At 44.0% G+C, this 14,751-nt stretch carries 11 protein-coding genes; 4 read left to right on the plus strand and 7 right to left on the minus strand.

Annotated features, from left to right (window positions below):
* Nucleotides 1–70: 70 nt before the first annotated feature.
* Nucleotides 71–1,423, minus strand: a complete 1,353-nt coding sequence (locus DYE48_RS10595; protein ID WP_147299277.1) for a hypothetical protein — start codon at nucleotides 1,421–1,423, stop codon at nucleotides 71–73.
* Between the two features lie 465 nt (nucleotides 1,424–1,888).
* Between DYE48_RS10595 and DYE48_RS10600 the strand changes: the two genes are divergently transcribed.
* The 3 genes from DYE48_RS10600 (at nucleotide 1,889) to DYE48_RS10610 (ending at nucleotide 4,760) form a co-directional block, all read left to right on the plus strand.
* The gene (locus DYE48_RS10600; protein ID WP_115823601.1) at nucleotides 1,889–2,689 is read left to right on the plus strand and encodes a CAP domain-containing protein; all 801 of its coding nucleotides are present in this window, start codon (nucleotides 1,889–1,891) and stop codon (nucleotides 2,687–2,689) included.
* A 418-nt stretch (nucleotides 2,690–3,107) separates the two neighbouring features.
* Nucleotides 3,108–3,371, plus strand: coding sequence for a hypothetical protein (locus DYE48_RS10605; protein WP_089651428.1), 264 nt, complete (start codon nucleotides 3,108–3,110; stop codon nucleotides 3,369–3,371).
* Between the two features lie 291 nt (nucleotides 3,372–3,662).
* The gene (locus DYE48_RS10610; RefSeq protein WP_115823602.1) at nucleotides 3,663–4,760 is read left to right on the plus strand and encodes an oxidoreductase; all 1,098 of its coding nucleotides are present in this window, start codon (nucleotides 3,663–3,665) and stop codon (nucleotides 4,758–4,760) included.
* A 64-nt stretch (nucleotides 4,761–4,824) separates the two neighbouring features.
* Here the strand turns inward: DYE48_RS10610 and DYE48_RS10615 are convergent, their stop codons facing one another.
* From DYE48_RS10615 to DYE48_RS10630, 4 genes are all read right to left on the minus strand, one after another.
* Nucleotides 4,825–6,045 (minus strand): hemolysin family protein, encoded by a 1,221-nt coding sequence (locus DYE48_RS10615; protein WP_115823603.1) that lies wholly within the window; start codon nucleotides 6,043–6,045, stop codon nucleotides 4,825–4,827.
* Between the two features lie 299 nt (nucleotides 6,046–6,344).
* On the minus strand, nucleotides 6,345–7,115 hold the full coding sequence (locus DYE48_RS10620; RefSeq protein ID WP_115823712.1) for a SurA N-terminal domain-containing protein: 771 nt from the start codon (nucleotides 7,113–7,115) through the stop codon (nucleotides 6,345–6,347).
* 193 nt (nucleotides 7,116–7,308) lie between these two features.
* Complete coding sequence (locus DYE48_RS10625) at nucleotides 7,309–7,779, minus strand: NUDIX hydrolase (protein WP_115823604.1); 471 nt, start codon at nucleotides 7,777–7,779, stop codon at nucleotides 7,309–7,311.
* Nucleotides 7,772–8,821, minus strand: a complete 1,050-nt coding sequence (locus DYE48_RS10630; RefSeq protein WP_167449486.1) for a MerR family transcriptional regulator — start codon at nucleotides 8,819–8,821, stop codon at nucleotides 7,772–7,774. The genes DYE48_RS10625 and DYE48_RS10630 overlap by 8 nt, the downstream gene beginning before the upstream one ends.
* 257 nt (nucleotides 8,822–9,078) lie before the next feature.
* On the opposite strand from DYE48_RS10630, the gene DYE48_RS10635 reads away from it, so the two are divergent.
* Nucleotides 9,079–9,339, plus strand: a complete 261-nt coding sequence (locus DYE48_RS10635) for a hypothetical protein (RefSeq protein WP_089651434.1) — start codon at nucleotides 9,079–9,081, stop codon at nucleotides 9,337–9,339.
* A gap of 638 nt (nucleotides 9,340–9,977) precedes the next feature.
* Here DYE48_RS10635 and DYE48_RS10640 read toward each other — a convergent pair.
* Nucleotides 9,978–12,404, minus strand: coding sequence for an EAL domain-containing protein (locus DYE48_RS10640; protein WP_167449487.1), 2,427 nt, complete (start codon nucleotides 12,402–12,404; stop codon nucleotides 9,978–9,980).
* A 115-nt stretch (nucleotides 12,405–12,519) separates the two neighbouring features.
* Nucleotides 12,520–14,715, minus strand: a complete 2,196-nt coding sequence (locus DYE48_RS10645) for a Z1 domain-containing protein (protein ID WP_115823607.1) — start codon at nucleotides 14,713–14,715, stop codon at nucleotides 12,520–12,522.
* Nucleotides 14,716–14,751 lie beyond the last annotated feature (36 nt).

Here is a 14,751-nt window from a genome sequence, read left to right on the forward strand (position 1 = left end):
CGGTCCTGTTCACGCATCATTTGCTTCAACTCGTCTTTTATATAGGATTTACAACCAGTCGTCAATCACTTTAGGCCCACTTTTGTACATCGACACACAATTGTTGATAAGCCTTCGATTCATCCATCATTTGTTTATCCGCATACACTTTCGAAAGCCACCTTAGCGGCTCGGGTGTACTCGGTTTCAGCTCCATTTCCATTTGGAAGCATTCGATGGATTTCTCAAGCTGTTGGAATCCATAGTACAGTTCACCGAGCTCCTGCATACAATCAAGGTCTTCACGAATTTCATTCATTCGCTCCACTTTCCTCATGAGCGAGCTCTTCTTGGTAAACGACATGAGAGAATCATTGACTTGTTCCAGCTCCATCGTTTCAAGCAATCTGATAATAAATGCATCCAAAAGCGCTCGGGTTTGTTCTGGATGCTGAGCTGTAAGTCGTTTCATGAATGGGAGAAGGTTGTCAGGAGTCTCGTCGAACCGATTTCTTTCAAGTAAGACCTCCACCTGGTTTAATTGTTCTTCATTCAGCTGGAGCTCCCGTTCTGTGTAGAGACGTGCCACTCCCATTACATTTTCATTTGCTACATAGTGTTGGAAAAGGTCTTCAGTTACTGGTTGGAAGGATGGAATAGCTTGAGACATTTGCTCAAGTATGTAGGTTCGGCTATCGCAATCGAAGTGCCTGGAGAGAGAGGCTCGATACGATTGGTAGCTTTCTGGGGTCGGTTGGTTGTAAAAATGTGATAACTGACAAGAGGACGCTTCAATCCAACGATCTTCTTTTTCCAAAAGACGTTGGTGGTCATCAAATGACGTACACGCTTCCTTAAATAATGGGTCGCGTTCCATGAGGGTGTGCGATTGTGCTAAGTATAGATTGGCAAGCTTGCGATAAGAGAGGTCATTGGCCATCTCCTTCACGAATCGGTTATTTGGTGCAAAGTCACGCATCACCCGGATCACACGATAGGCTCCGGACATATTCCCTTCACGACGGTATTGATAAAAGAGTGATTTCATATCTTGGAATAGTTGTTTTTTAGGAATGAATGATTCAAAAAAGGTGAGGATTTTCGCTTGTTCCTGCCTGGAATACGGACGTGCGATTTTCTTTTTCAGCTGAGGATAGCTGATTTTCTGAAGAGGGGCATTCGATTCAATTAAAGCTTGTAAAAATGGATGCTGGGATTCATAAACCGTTCCTTCCTTGAATGCACGAGCCACATAGGAATGGATCTTAAGCCGTGTCGTCCTGACGGCAGTTAGATATTTTTGCTTATAAAAGAAAAGCATATGACATTCGGATTGATCATCGAAAGTTTCAACGAGTTGCATTTGCTCATAAAAGACAACACGGGATGGAACGAGCACTAAATTGTCCTTTTGTTGCTTTACATGAATGGTTGTTGGGTTCATCAACATCCGCCTCCCTCTTTTCTCCACTATACCACACCGGACGTCCGTGTTTAAAATAAGTCTCTATGTAGAAAAAGCTTCTTCAGTTGTTCGCTGAGAGACTGAAGCCTGTCAGGAAGGAAGATGGGCCATAAGGTCGGAGCTGTAAAAAAAACGTAAGTATGCTATTAATATCACTCTAATCTTTGTAAAACAGCTGTCACACTCGTAAAAAACAGACCTTTCTTAAAAGTCTGTCAACCCAGGTAAACTAGTAAAATATCTACATAAAGGATTTTTATTCCAAAAAGGCCTCGTACAATAATTTTTAAAAATCCTTGAGATTAAAGGAAGCATGCTTCACCTTTAAATCTATCAATCCCCTTCTATAATCTTATGGAAATATCAACCTCCTATGTTACAAAAGTTCAGTGGTACGATAGAGTCGTTCCAAAAAAACAAAAGTTTCAAGGAGGAATTTTCAACATGATGAAAAAATCATTGATTGTATCAGGAGCGCTTGCTCTATCCTTACTAGCATCACCAGCTACTTCCCTTGCATCTACAGGTGAAGTGAAGCAAGACGTACAAGTAGAAACGAAGACCATTCAAATAGATTCCGGTCAATTGAATGACTGGATCAGTAAAAATGAAGATGCGTTGAAGAATAATAACCTTCAACAAGTAGATTTCCAATCTTTCTTTGATCAGTTCGCACAAAAATATCAACAAGCACCAGCAGAGCAACCGAAACAAGAACAGCCAAAAGCAGAAACTCCTGTAAAGGAAGAGCCTAAACAAGAAGCACCTGCTCCACAACCTGAAGCTGAACAAGCTCCAGCACCAGAGCAGCCTGCTGAAGAAGAAGTGCAAAAAGAAGAAAACACACAAGAAGAAGCAACATCTGAAGTGTCTGCTTTTGAAAAGCAAGTCGTTGAATTGACAAACCAGGAACGTGAAAAACAAGGACTAGCTCCACTGAAGCTGGACACTGAGCTAAGTGCCGTCGCTAAAGACAAGTCTATTGATATGCAGCAAAACAACTACTTCTCTCACAACAGCCCGAACTACGGTTCTCCATTTGACATGATGAAGTCATATGGCATTGACTACCGTACAGCTGGCGAGAACATTGCCATGGGTCAAACAACTCCAGAAGAAGTTGTCCAAGGCTGGATGAACAGTCAAGGTCACCGTGAAAACATCATGAACCCTGACTTCACTCACATTGGTGTAGGTCATGCAGAAGACGGGAACTACTGGACACAAATGTTCATCGGTAAATAATAGATTTATAGGCAGTTGCCACCGGGACTTCCCGGTGGCTTTTTTTGTGCTATTATTTTGCTTTTTGCGCGGTTCGACTCCTCTTTGGCGCGACTCGTACCCTCTTTGGCGCGACTCGTACCCTCTTTGGCGCGACTCGTACCCTCTTTGGCGCGACTCGTACCCTCTTTGGCGCGACTCGTACCCTCTTTGGCGCGAAAGGTCATCCTTAAATCGGATGACCTTTCGCTTCATATCGTCCAGAAATTCAGCCCCTGATAGATTGGGTTATATCTTTAAATTAGTAGGCAAATTTCACAAAATTGTGAACGAAGGACTTTTTTTCTTTTTTATTTGTCCAAAACCCATTGCAATTAGTCTGAATATTCCATAAAATCAATCATAATTTAACTATATCAAATCAGAAGGAAGTGTTCTTTTGAATACAAAAACGGTGAGTCATCTTTACAACGTCTGCCCCCTTTGCCACGGAACCGGAACTTATAAAGAATATGATGACAGTAAGGCGAACATGATCATGGATCACTACAGCCGCGTGAATCATGCGAGTGAAAAGACTGCTTGGAAAATGGCGGTTGAAGAAACGAGTTACAGCACGGAATGTGGACGTTGTCATGGTAATGGTCACGTACTCAATGACGAAGGTGAAGAAATGTATCGGGCTTTAAAGCAATTTGCATAAAAAATGGATCATCTCTTTGAAGAGATGATCCATTTTTTTAATCCCCCAACTATGGGTTCATCTCTTACACTCGAGGGCAAAAAATTTCTTTCTAAATAACCTCCGTAAATATAGTGACTCATTATCCTCCTCCAATTTCATTTATTATTCCGGAGTGTATCATTATGGAAGTTTATAGAAATTATTAAGGATGGGTAGCCTAAATGTGTCATCGATGAGCACTTACTTTGAAACTGAGATAGTTTGAGAGTACGCTTAAGGATGACTACATCAGGAAAGGTGGATTCTCTCATGTTATTTGACTCTTATCATTTAGATAGCAAACATCTAAACAACCGTTATGTCGTAGCACCCATGACCCGGATCAGTGCCGAAGCGGATGGCCGTGCGAATGACCGCATGAAAAAATATTATCAGCGTTTTGCCAAAGGTGGATTCGCTGCCATCATTACGGAAGGCATCTATCCAGATACGACCTTCAGTCAGGGTTACAACAATCAACCCGGGATCGCGACGGATATCCAGGCAGATGCATGGAAACCGGTCGTGAATGCTGTTCACGAAGAAGGAAGCATCATCATCGCGCAGCTCATGCATGCCGGTGGACAAAGCCAGGGCAATGCATACACCGATGAAACCATTGCCCCATCTGCCATTCCTCCAAAAGGGGAACAACTGGGATTTTATGGAGGGTCAGGTGCATTCCAGACGCCACGTGCGATGGATGACCAGGACTTTTTAGAGGTGAAAAAGGATTTTGTTGCGGCTGCCCGCCGTGCGAAGGAAGCTGGTTTTGATGGAGTGGAAATACACGGCGCCAACGGCTATCTACTGGATCAGTTTTTAACCGATTATTTAAACAAGCGTGAAGATGAGTACGGGGGATCCGTTGAGAACCGCCTGCGTTTTGTGTTGGAAGTCGTAGATGAAATACTCGCAGAAGTAGGAGAAGACTTTATTATCGGGATTCGCATCTCTCAAGGTAAAGTCGCCGACCAAACACACAAATGGGCCGGTGGTGAAAAAGAAGCCGAGCAGATCTTCGGTGCACTAGGAAAGACTGGACTCGATTACATCCACGTCACAGATGGCGATGCGACAGCTCCTTCCTTCGGTGAAGGCTCCAAGACACTTGCCGGCGCAGCTAAGACGTATGGCGGAATCACAGTCATCGCCAACGGCCAGTTGCAGGAACAGGAGCGTGCCGAAAGTCTTCTCGATTCAGGACAAGCCGACCTTGTCTCCATCGGGACTGGTGCACTTGCCAATCCTGATTTACCGAACAAAGTGAGGGACAATGTTGAATTGAATGCCTTCGATTTTGAAAAAATCCTGCTACCACAGGCCGAAGTGAAAGACCATGAACTTGATGTACTAATAAAAGAATAAATATCAAAAAAGACCCGGTCCCCTTTGATAGTGGCCGGGTCTTTGCTATTTTACAACCTCAAAATCATTTAATAATCTGCACTTTTCGCACCATACGCCCTTCAATTTCCAACACTTTGAATGTAAGGTTGTCTTGTTCCAATACATCCCCTTCGTCAGGAAAATCATTGAATTCCTTAATTAGATAACCCGCAAGAACATCTTCCTCTTCCGGAATTTCTGTATCAAAGATGGAATTCAAGCGACGTAAAGTGATTTTGCCATCACAAATCAATTCTGTTTCTGAAATCTTTTCAATGATCGAATCACTCTCGATATCCATTTCATCTTCGATTTCCAAACCGATCATTGCTTCAATGACATCTTCATGGGTAAGAACGCCCTCGGTTCCCCCATACTCATCCAAAACAATCGCCATGTGCTTCTTCTCTTTTGTCATTTTCCTAAACACCCATTCAATCTTATGGAACTCATAGACAACCAGCGGATCTTTGTACGTATAGTCCATAAACGGCTTTTCCGGTTCCATCGCCCATGAAATCAAATACTTGGAGTGAAAAACACCGATGATATCATCAATATCTTCCCCATAGACGGGGTAACGGGTGAAGGGGTGTTGCACGACCATGTCACGGACTTCCTCGAAGGCAGCTTCCTGATCAATAGCAATCATATCGACACGCGGTGTTTTCAGCACATCTTTCACGTTCAAATTATAAAAATCAAGCACACCTTTGATTCGGTGGGATTCCGCTTCATTGAACGTCCCCTCAGAATCCGCGATGTCCACCATCGTGCGAAGTTCTTCTTTTGAAATGGAAGATTCATTAGCCTGTCCTTTTGATAAAGCATTGGTTATAAATCCAGTTAATCGGTTCAGGACAATAGTAATGGGTTTGAAAATGATCACAAAGAAACGAATGACTGGGTAAACAGTCAAAGCGATGCGATCCGGGAACGCAGCGGCCACCGATTTCGGGATGACCTCCGAGAAAATAATAATGATTACCGTCAGTATGGCAGAAGCCAGTCCTACACTGAACCCATATTGAATCGCTAATGTAGTTACAAGCGTTGGCAGCAGAATATTAGCGATGTTATTTCCAATTAAAATAGTAGTGATGAACTCACTGGGATGTGAGAGTAAATCTAATAATTTACCTGCTTTTTTATCGTCTCTCTTCGCTCTCGATTGGAGCTTCATTTTGTTAGCTGCCGTAAGAGCCGTTTCACTTCCTGAGAAGAAAAGCGACACAAACAGCAGAAAGATGATCGCAATGATCACAGGGCTATTCCTCCTTGAATGATGGCACAATTTTTAAGTGAGAGAGATAGAAGATGGCCTTCCCCCTCCTTTTTCACGTTATACATTCTTAAAAGTAAAAAAGATACACACGAAACGTAAGTAGCACCTATTGTACACTACATTCTTTTCCCTTAGAAGAAATATGAAAACTCCACCCTTTGCTCAACCAAAATATGTAAGACCTGGTCACCCATTTTATGGGTGACCAGGTCTTACATTATATTCCAATCAAGCACAAAAAAACCAGACCTTCAAAAGGTCTGGTTTTTGTTCGTTCATTATAGGTTAACTGTAACTTCTGCATCTTCACGAAGCTTATCAACGAGTTTTTGTGTGGCTTGTCCTTCTTTTTGACGAGTCAACTGCTGTTCAATCGTTGGTTTTGCTTCTTCATAAGATGGTACTTCTTGTTCCGTATCCATGCTTTCTTGCTGTTCTTTCATTTTGTCATAAGCTTCTTTGATTTCTTCCTCTGAAGGTTTCACATCTCCAGATTCTTCAGCAATCAACTTGTCAATTTTAACTTGTGTCTGAATTTGAGAGCGTACTTCTTTCTCACTCATTCCCTGTTCTTCAAGCGCTGCGAGAAATTCGTCAGCAGAACCGACTTGCTGTTGCTTCGCCAATTCCTCAAGGGTCTGGTTCACCTCTTTCTCAGAAGCTGTGAATTCACGGTTATCCGCTTCCTGCATCAACAGCTCTTGTCCAACCAGGCTTTCGGCTACTTGCTTCTTCAATTGATCCTGATCAAGTTCTTGACCTGTCATTTGAGACTGCATCGCTGCTTGTTGGAACTGACCTTTATAAGTCGTTTCAAACTCTTCTTTTTTAATTTCTGTACCATTTACACTAGCGACAACTTCCGGTACACCTTCAAGGTCCGGCTCAGGTGCTTCCGGTTGTTCACCTGATTCTGCTTGTTCTGTTTTCTCTTCTTTTTCTTTTTCCTTATTATCAGAAGCGCCTTCTTCATCGTTACCGCAGGCTGCTAGTAAGGAAACGAACGCTACAAATAGTAAACTTAATAACCACTTTTTATTCAATGTCATTTCTCCTTTATTCATCGTTGTGTTAGCCATTGTAACACGGAACGACCGTCTGTAAACACACCCATATCGGTGGTCACAACTCCCTTCTCATATAAAAGTTGTTCAGAACACTGTCATGACAAGGCTTCTTCAAGGAATATTTTGTCTTTCTTACAAATGTGGAAAATTTGTGGAAAGTAAGAAAAGGTTTTCATCAGCGAATCACCGGTATACTTACTCCTTTAAGCCAATCTCGAATAAACGGGGCTTGATGAGGGTTCAGAAGATTTTCATGGATCTCCTCAGCATGAAAGAAAGCCTGCCTCTTACTCTCGTGGTTCGTCGTCAGTTTCCCCTCATAGGAGCTGCTGCGAAAGACGATCTGCACACTGAACACTCTGTCTCCATTCTCATAAGTAGCAAAACCACTTTCACCTGAATAAATGCCGTATAAATCCATCGACTTCATGTCCAGCCCGGTTTCTTCCTTGACTTCCCTTTTGACGGCCGAGTCGAAGGTCTCTCCAATTTCAAGAAGCCCACCCGGAATCCCCCACACGCCATGATCCGCACGTTTTTGCAGGAGGATGCGCCCATGGTCATCCTCAATGATTGCCCCACAACCGACTGTCAGCAATGTTTCATGGCCGATCATTTGGCGCATTGTCTGAATATAGTCATTCATTAGTTGCCCTCCTTTCCATCTTTTGAGCATATAGCAGATGGAGAATCGGATTGAACTGGTGAGCTTCCACATCATATCCGTGATCTTCCCACCATTTGATCAAGCGTGAACGATCAGCATAGTACTCATCTTCAATCGCCTCCACCGCTTCTTCGTTTCCTGACCCTTGATAGCTCTCCAGGACACTTTTTCTGTCTGACTCATCTCTGAACATTAAATCGGCAATGACTACTCGCCCGTGGTCACCCAGGATCCGGTCAATCTCTGCAAGAGCAAGATCCTTATCCTCATCTGTTAAATGATGAAGCGCATAGCTCGAGACGACGAAATCCGTCTCTTTATCGTTTAAGGGAAGAGAAAGAAAATGACCAAGGCGTGTTTCCGCTTTAGGGTGTTTCTCTGCACATACCTTCAACATCTCTTTCGACTGATCAACAGCAATTATAGGAAGGCCCTGCCGCAAAAATAGTCCGGTCAAGTTCCCTGTACCTGCCCCGATATCTACCCCTCTCTCCCCAGATGATGCATTCACCCATGCATGAGCCATCGTAAGAGCCTCGTTATAATGCTCATGAACATTGAAGCGATACCCCGTTGTTTTGATGTTGTCGTCGTAATCTTTCGCTTGATCATCAAAATTCCAGCGATCGCGCCAGTTGGTCCGTTTCTCTTTTAAACCTTTTAGATCACGTGCCATATTCATCATAAGTTCCTCCACACCTACCTTCTCACTCTTCTCAATCATACGGTCTATCGTTGCCACCATATCTCTGATCTGCAGCATCTCTTCATAAAGCAATGAACGCTGGGTATGTAAATAATCTGTGAAATTATCATTCTGTTCCAATGCCTTCTTAATTTCCTTCGTAGATAACCCGACCTCTCTCAAAGCCAGAATGGTACGCAAATCCCTGACATCTTCTACTGTGTATATACGGTATCCATTGCTCGCTTTTTCCGGTGCCATCAATCCTTTTTCTTCGTAAAATCGAATGGTTCTTGTTGTAGTTTCTAACTTCTTCGCTACTTCCGTAATCTTCATGAAGGAATCCCCCTTTTCAAACCCCACTGTAAAGGGTAACGTTACGTAAAGGTAAAGTGTATTTTCAAAAAAATCTTCCATTAAAATGATACTCACTCAAAAACGACTAATAATCTAGTTCTCTTGTTCATAAGCTTTAAAGGTTAAGTGAGAGAGTGTCATAATTTTCGGATAGTAGTTGAAAATCACTGTGAGCTTTTATAGTATAATGGTAACAAACAGTTTCATAGCTTTGATTTCCTTAGAGGAGTGAGCAAATGTTAAAAGAATCTGACTTTCCAACAGAAGAATTAAGAGACCAATGGATCAAGGTACGGAATAAGAAACTGGAGGAAATGGCCCAGTTCATCCAAAGATACTTCCATCTCACAAAAGTCAGAGAAAACCCGGGCAGTTATGAAGTTCAAGGGTATTTTTATCAACCTGGATTTGGTGAAGTACGCATGGCGTTCGAATTCAGTTACGAGAACGTCGCCAAGTTCACGGACTTATTTGATGAGCCCATTGAAAATAAGTAATAAAAAAAGACCCATATCCTGGGTCTTTTTTTCTATCACAAAAATCAAAGAGTTAAAGAAATACTCCCTATTCTTGATGACTCAGTTTCGAGACTTTTGGTGAGTGGATGGGGGCTGCGGGGAATAGCTCGCTTTCCGCGGGAGCGCGGTGAGCCTCCTCGGACTGCGTCCTGTGGGGTCTCACCATGCACTTTTTTCCCGCAGGAGTCTCGCCATTCCCCTCCGCCCCTTTGCCATATAAGTATCTAGAAACCACATCCGGAATAAGCTGCTTTTATGCACATGGTAATTGGAGGGGAATCAACTCCCAAGGACGCTATTACGTATGCGAAAAGGTTGTTATAGTGAGCTTTATGCTTAAAACACCAGGATAGTGGAAGGCACCCTCTCACAGTGAAGGGGTTCGTTTCCTCCTGCATCGAATGGGGTGGTTGGGAAGCTGCGAGACTCCCGTGGGAGAAGGAGATAGGCGAGATCCCGCAGGACGTAGTCCGAGGAAGCTCGGCGCTCCCCCACAGGAAAGCGAGTTGCTTCCCAGCCACCCCCACCACTCAATACGGCAAACGAAACCCGAAACATCTCGAAATCAAGTCTTCAAGAAACCTGCCATATCCTTTAATAACAAAGCTATGTGCTTATTACATAGCCACCGATCGAGTTAAAAGAGCACTCGCTTCTGTTTTGCTTAACGGCTTACTGAAGAAATACCCTTGATATTCCGCACATCCGCGGCTGCGGAGGTAATCCAGCTGAGCTTCTGTTTCCACCCCTTCGGCAATGACACTTAACCCGAGCCGGTCCGCTAATTGAATCACAGTGTCCACAACCGCTCTGTCCTTTTCATTCTCATGAATGGTCTGAATAAAGGAACGGTCCACTTTCAATGTATCCAACGGAAAGTCCTTCAAGTAACTGAGTGATGAAAATCCTGTCCCAAAATCGTCCAATGCAAGTTGAATCCCCATCTTTTTCATCCGGTTCATCACCGGGAGTGCCTGTACGGAATCCTGTACAATACTTTCAGTAAGCTCGATCTCCAGATGTTCAGGTGCTACCTCTGTCTGTCTAAGAACACTCTCGACGGTAGAAATGATGGTTGGATCCATGAACTGGATTGCTGATAAATTGACACTGATTCTTTCCAGGTCATGTCCTTCATCCATCCATTGACGAAATTGTCGACAAGCTTCGAACAAGATTTTTTCTCCGAGAGGGACGATCAATTTCGTCTCTTCGGCAAGGGGAATAAATTCATCAGGACTTATAAAACCAAGATCCGGGTGGTGCCAGCGAGCCAGGGCTTCAAAGCCAATAATTTTTCCGGAAAAAACGTCCAGCTGGGGCTGGTAATACACATCAATGCCTTCCTGTTCGACGGCTTTTCTCAGCCCGTTTTCCAGTTGGAGTTTCCGAGTGATGTGCTGATCCATTTCTTCTGTATAGAAGCAGTACTGGCTTCCCCCATTCTGTTTCGCTTGATACATCGACGTGTCGGCACGTTTGATCAGCAAATCGGGTGTGGTGCCATCATTTGGGTAGAGGCTGATACCAATAGAACCTGAGATGTATAGATCCCTACCTTCTATTGTAAAAGAAGCAGCAACTTCGTCTATGATCGACTCAGCGATCTTTCTTGCGTCTTTCGCACTTGTATCAGGAAGAACGATAATAAATTCATCCCCGCTCTGTCTGGCCAGGTAATCCCCTGCAGACAATCGGGATTTGACACGTTCAGCTCCTTCATTCAACAATAAATCACCCATCCGGTGTCCATAGACATCATTGATCTGCTTGAACCGGTCAAAATCCAAGAACATGACAGCAAGGCTTTCGTGCTCCTGAATAAACCCTGACAAATGTTCATAAAGAGCCCGACGGTTAGGTAAATGAGTGAGGTCATCTTTATAGACCAGTTCTCGAATACGTTCTTCATTTTTTACCCGTTCCGTAATATCCCGGATGATGCCTGTAAAATAGGTCCTTCCTTCGTCTTCCACTGTCGATAAGGAAAGTTCCACAGGAAAAGTGGATCCATCTTTATGTAAGCCTTCAAGTTCTACGCTTTTCCCGATTACATGGGCATTCTTTGTTCGATTAAACCTTTCAATGCCTTGTTGATGTGCATTCCGATATTGTTCGGGCATCACTTTCGTTAAAGGCTCACCAATCATTTCATCTGCCATATAGCCGAACGTACGCTCAGCTGATTTGTTCCAGGCCAACACGATCCCTTTTTCATCGGCTGTTACGACGGCATCATTAGCAGATTCCAGGATGGAGCGGTACATTTGGTTGGCCACATCCAGGCGTGTATTTGTCGTTTCCATTTCCGTATCAAACTTGATCAATACAATCAAAAAGCCGATCGTTAAAAGGGCGCCTCCCGCAATCATCCATCCAAGCATAGTCGGCTCCACTACGGGACCGCTGGTCAGAGAGGGACTGCTTCCATCCATATAAAAGGCAGCGGACTCCATTCCTGTGTAATGCATGCCTGAGATAGCCATCCCCATAAATATAGAACTTCCCCATACTTTCAGCTGACCTTTCGTGTCATCGACCTTCCCTTTTTGTGCGTACAAGGAAAAAAGGCGTAACCCTACAAAGGAAACAGCTAGCGCAATGCCACCGGACCCTGCCACCAGCCATGGATTGTATTCTATAAAGGCATTCATCATCATGGCTTCCATCCCGATGTAATGCATGGATACGATGCTCAAAGCAATGAGCACCGCTCCCGTAAACCGCCAGACCTTCTTATCCAATCCTTTACTGATAATAAAAAAGGCGATGAAACTGGATGCCACAGCAGCTAAAATGCTTAGTACAACTAAAGCAACGTCGTATACTACAGGCATTCCCATGTCATAAGCAAGCATGGCAATAAAATGCATCGACCAGATGCCGCCACCGAAAGTAAGGCTCCCTAGTGTCAGCCATTTATATCTTGTACGATGAACGGAGGCCATCCGGGTCACAATTTGTAAGGCTGTATAAGAAGACAAGATGGACACGACGACCGATAAAAGCACCAACCATCCGTTATACTCACCGAACACTTCCATTGCTTCCACCTCCATCCTTTTTCGACACCGTTATTTTTCTCCCATTATACATCAACCCGTATGAATCCAATAGAAAAAAAGCCTGTCCAATCGGCCCATTGGTCAGGCTTCTTTCCTATTCTTGAATAGTCTTATTTGCGTACACCGTGGGAGCTGTCTCTGCCTGCGCAACGAGGACAGGCCACCAAAATGGCGCCCCGCGCCAACCATGTTCTTTTTTTCCTTCCTGACGAAGCATGATCAAAGCCGGGTATTGTTGAGCAACTTTCCTTGCCACTGTCAGTTCCCCAGTTCCTTTACCTGGGGTATCAGGAGAGTTTTCGAACTTTCCATCCTGTTTATATCGACGAATCTGCCTGTTCGTTTTTGTAAGCAACCAGACAAAAGCATCTTCCTGTGCCTCAGAACTCAAGTAATCGAGGATTCCTTCATATTCATCGAGATGAAAATCATGGCCTGTTTCCATTTCCAGCGTCTCATGGACGAGCCGGAGTATTTCCTTAGCACTCGTTACTGGAATAAGATAGGCACCATCTTTGGTGACAAGAGCACTGTTCATAGCTTTTTTGACAAGCTGATCGATCTTGCGTATCGTCTTTTCGATATGCGTTTTATACCCCGTTTGGAAACCGACAGGAAGCATCCGCTTGTGTGGTTTAATCATCGTAAGGCTTGATAAGAGAATTTTGTTAGGGTTACAAGGCATAATCATATCGTTGAGATCTCTTTGAATAAAAACAATGCCTTTATGGTGCCCGCCACGTTCAAAGGCGTTCCTCAGTTCCCTATCGAACTCATGAATCCGTTTCATGACGGCGTAGATCTTTTGTGTCGTGTAAAAGCGGGTCACGGCAAGATCAGCGGCGGGTCTTGCTCCATACATACGGGAGTGTTGTAAAACCGTATCCTGCTGGAAGGATTTCGGGTTCCTTCCATAGAAAAAGCCGATCAGATTGTGTATCGTCACACCCCGGTCAAGGATTTGCCCGCCAATAAAAATGTTCATTGGAGCTCGAAGCTTCAGCTCCCCTTTATGATCAAGCAGCTCGGTGACGTCTTTTTCCGAATTGACGACACTACTGACGATATATTCTTCATCCAAAGAATGACGGACTTCTTCATACACATCTTCAAAAGAAGGAGTCGGGGTCTTTTTCAATGTTTTCACCGAACGGATAAGGTCATCATAAGAGTCACGGACCAGTTTATGGAACTCCTCCGATCCCAATCGGGCGGCCTCAATAAGTAATGCTTCAAAACCCTGGATCAATTCGGCTTGCCAGGCATGCGCATTTTTTCCACGTTCGGTGTGGATGATAAAGGAATACTTTTGTTCACTTCGGCCTCTCATCCGCTGTTGAAAACGACGGATGCTCGCACCTACGATGAAATTCACAACCGCCTTCCTGATGTTCGCAATATTTTTCTGACTCAACAAACGGTCCATCTTCACTCGACGGCCATCCATCTTTTTCATGACCTCCAGCTCTTTTTCCTCTACTTCATGGTATAGATAGGAAGCAAGGTGACCGTCCTTCTCACTTTTGTCAAAATAGACATCGCCACCGATATAACGTTCGTGGACAGGCACAAGCTCTGTGAACGCCGGGCGGATCAGTTCGAACACTTTCCCTTCATGGACCTTCATTTCTTCCGGCTGTAAATAGAGGGAATAAGGGGTCGCGGTTACTTGTAAAAAGGCTGGGCGGTCGAGCGTTTTTCTAAGGTTATTGATTTTTGATGCAATCACCCGCATCTGTTTGACGTTTTGCTCACGCTTGTATTCATAAGCGACACTAGCGAAGTCGGCTTCATCATCAATGAAAAGCACACGTTTATTTTGCAGGGATGGATATTTTTCCATCACCGCTTGTTGAAGACGGTCGAGATTGTGCGTCTCCTTTTTCACGATCAGAGCCAGTTTTTGAGATAATTCATACTTTCGTAGATTATCAGGCATGTTCATAATATCAAAAACCTGCAGGGCATCCTGTTCGATTGCCCCTTCGAACTCTTCGTGAAGGCGGGCATACGTCTGTTTGACGAGCGCATTCGTCCCTTTCGTCAAAAGGATCACCATATCAAAACCATGATCATACGCGAGTCCCATCACCCCGATAAACGTACGAGTCTTCCCGGATTGAATTTTGCCAAGCAGCATCCCCGGGCGGTGCTCGGTCGTGTCTCTATCTTGAAGTTTCGCCATCGTCCGCAGCATACACTCTCGAACAGGCTGTTTATATTGATTCTTTTTATTTAAATACTTGAAAAAGGCTCCATCCGTTTTCAAGTGTTGGAATGTTGCTGTCATTGTATCTTCTCCCTTTTACAAAACACGCTTATTATA

The organism is Halobacillus trueperi, assembly GCF_003386945.1.
GTDB classification, from domain to species: Bacteria; Bacillota; Bacilli; order Bacillales; family Halobacillaceae; genus Halobacillus; species Halobacillus aidingensis.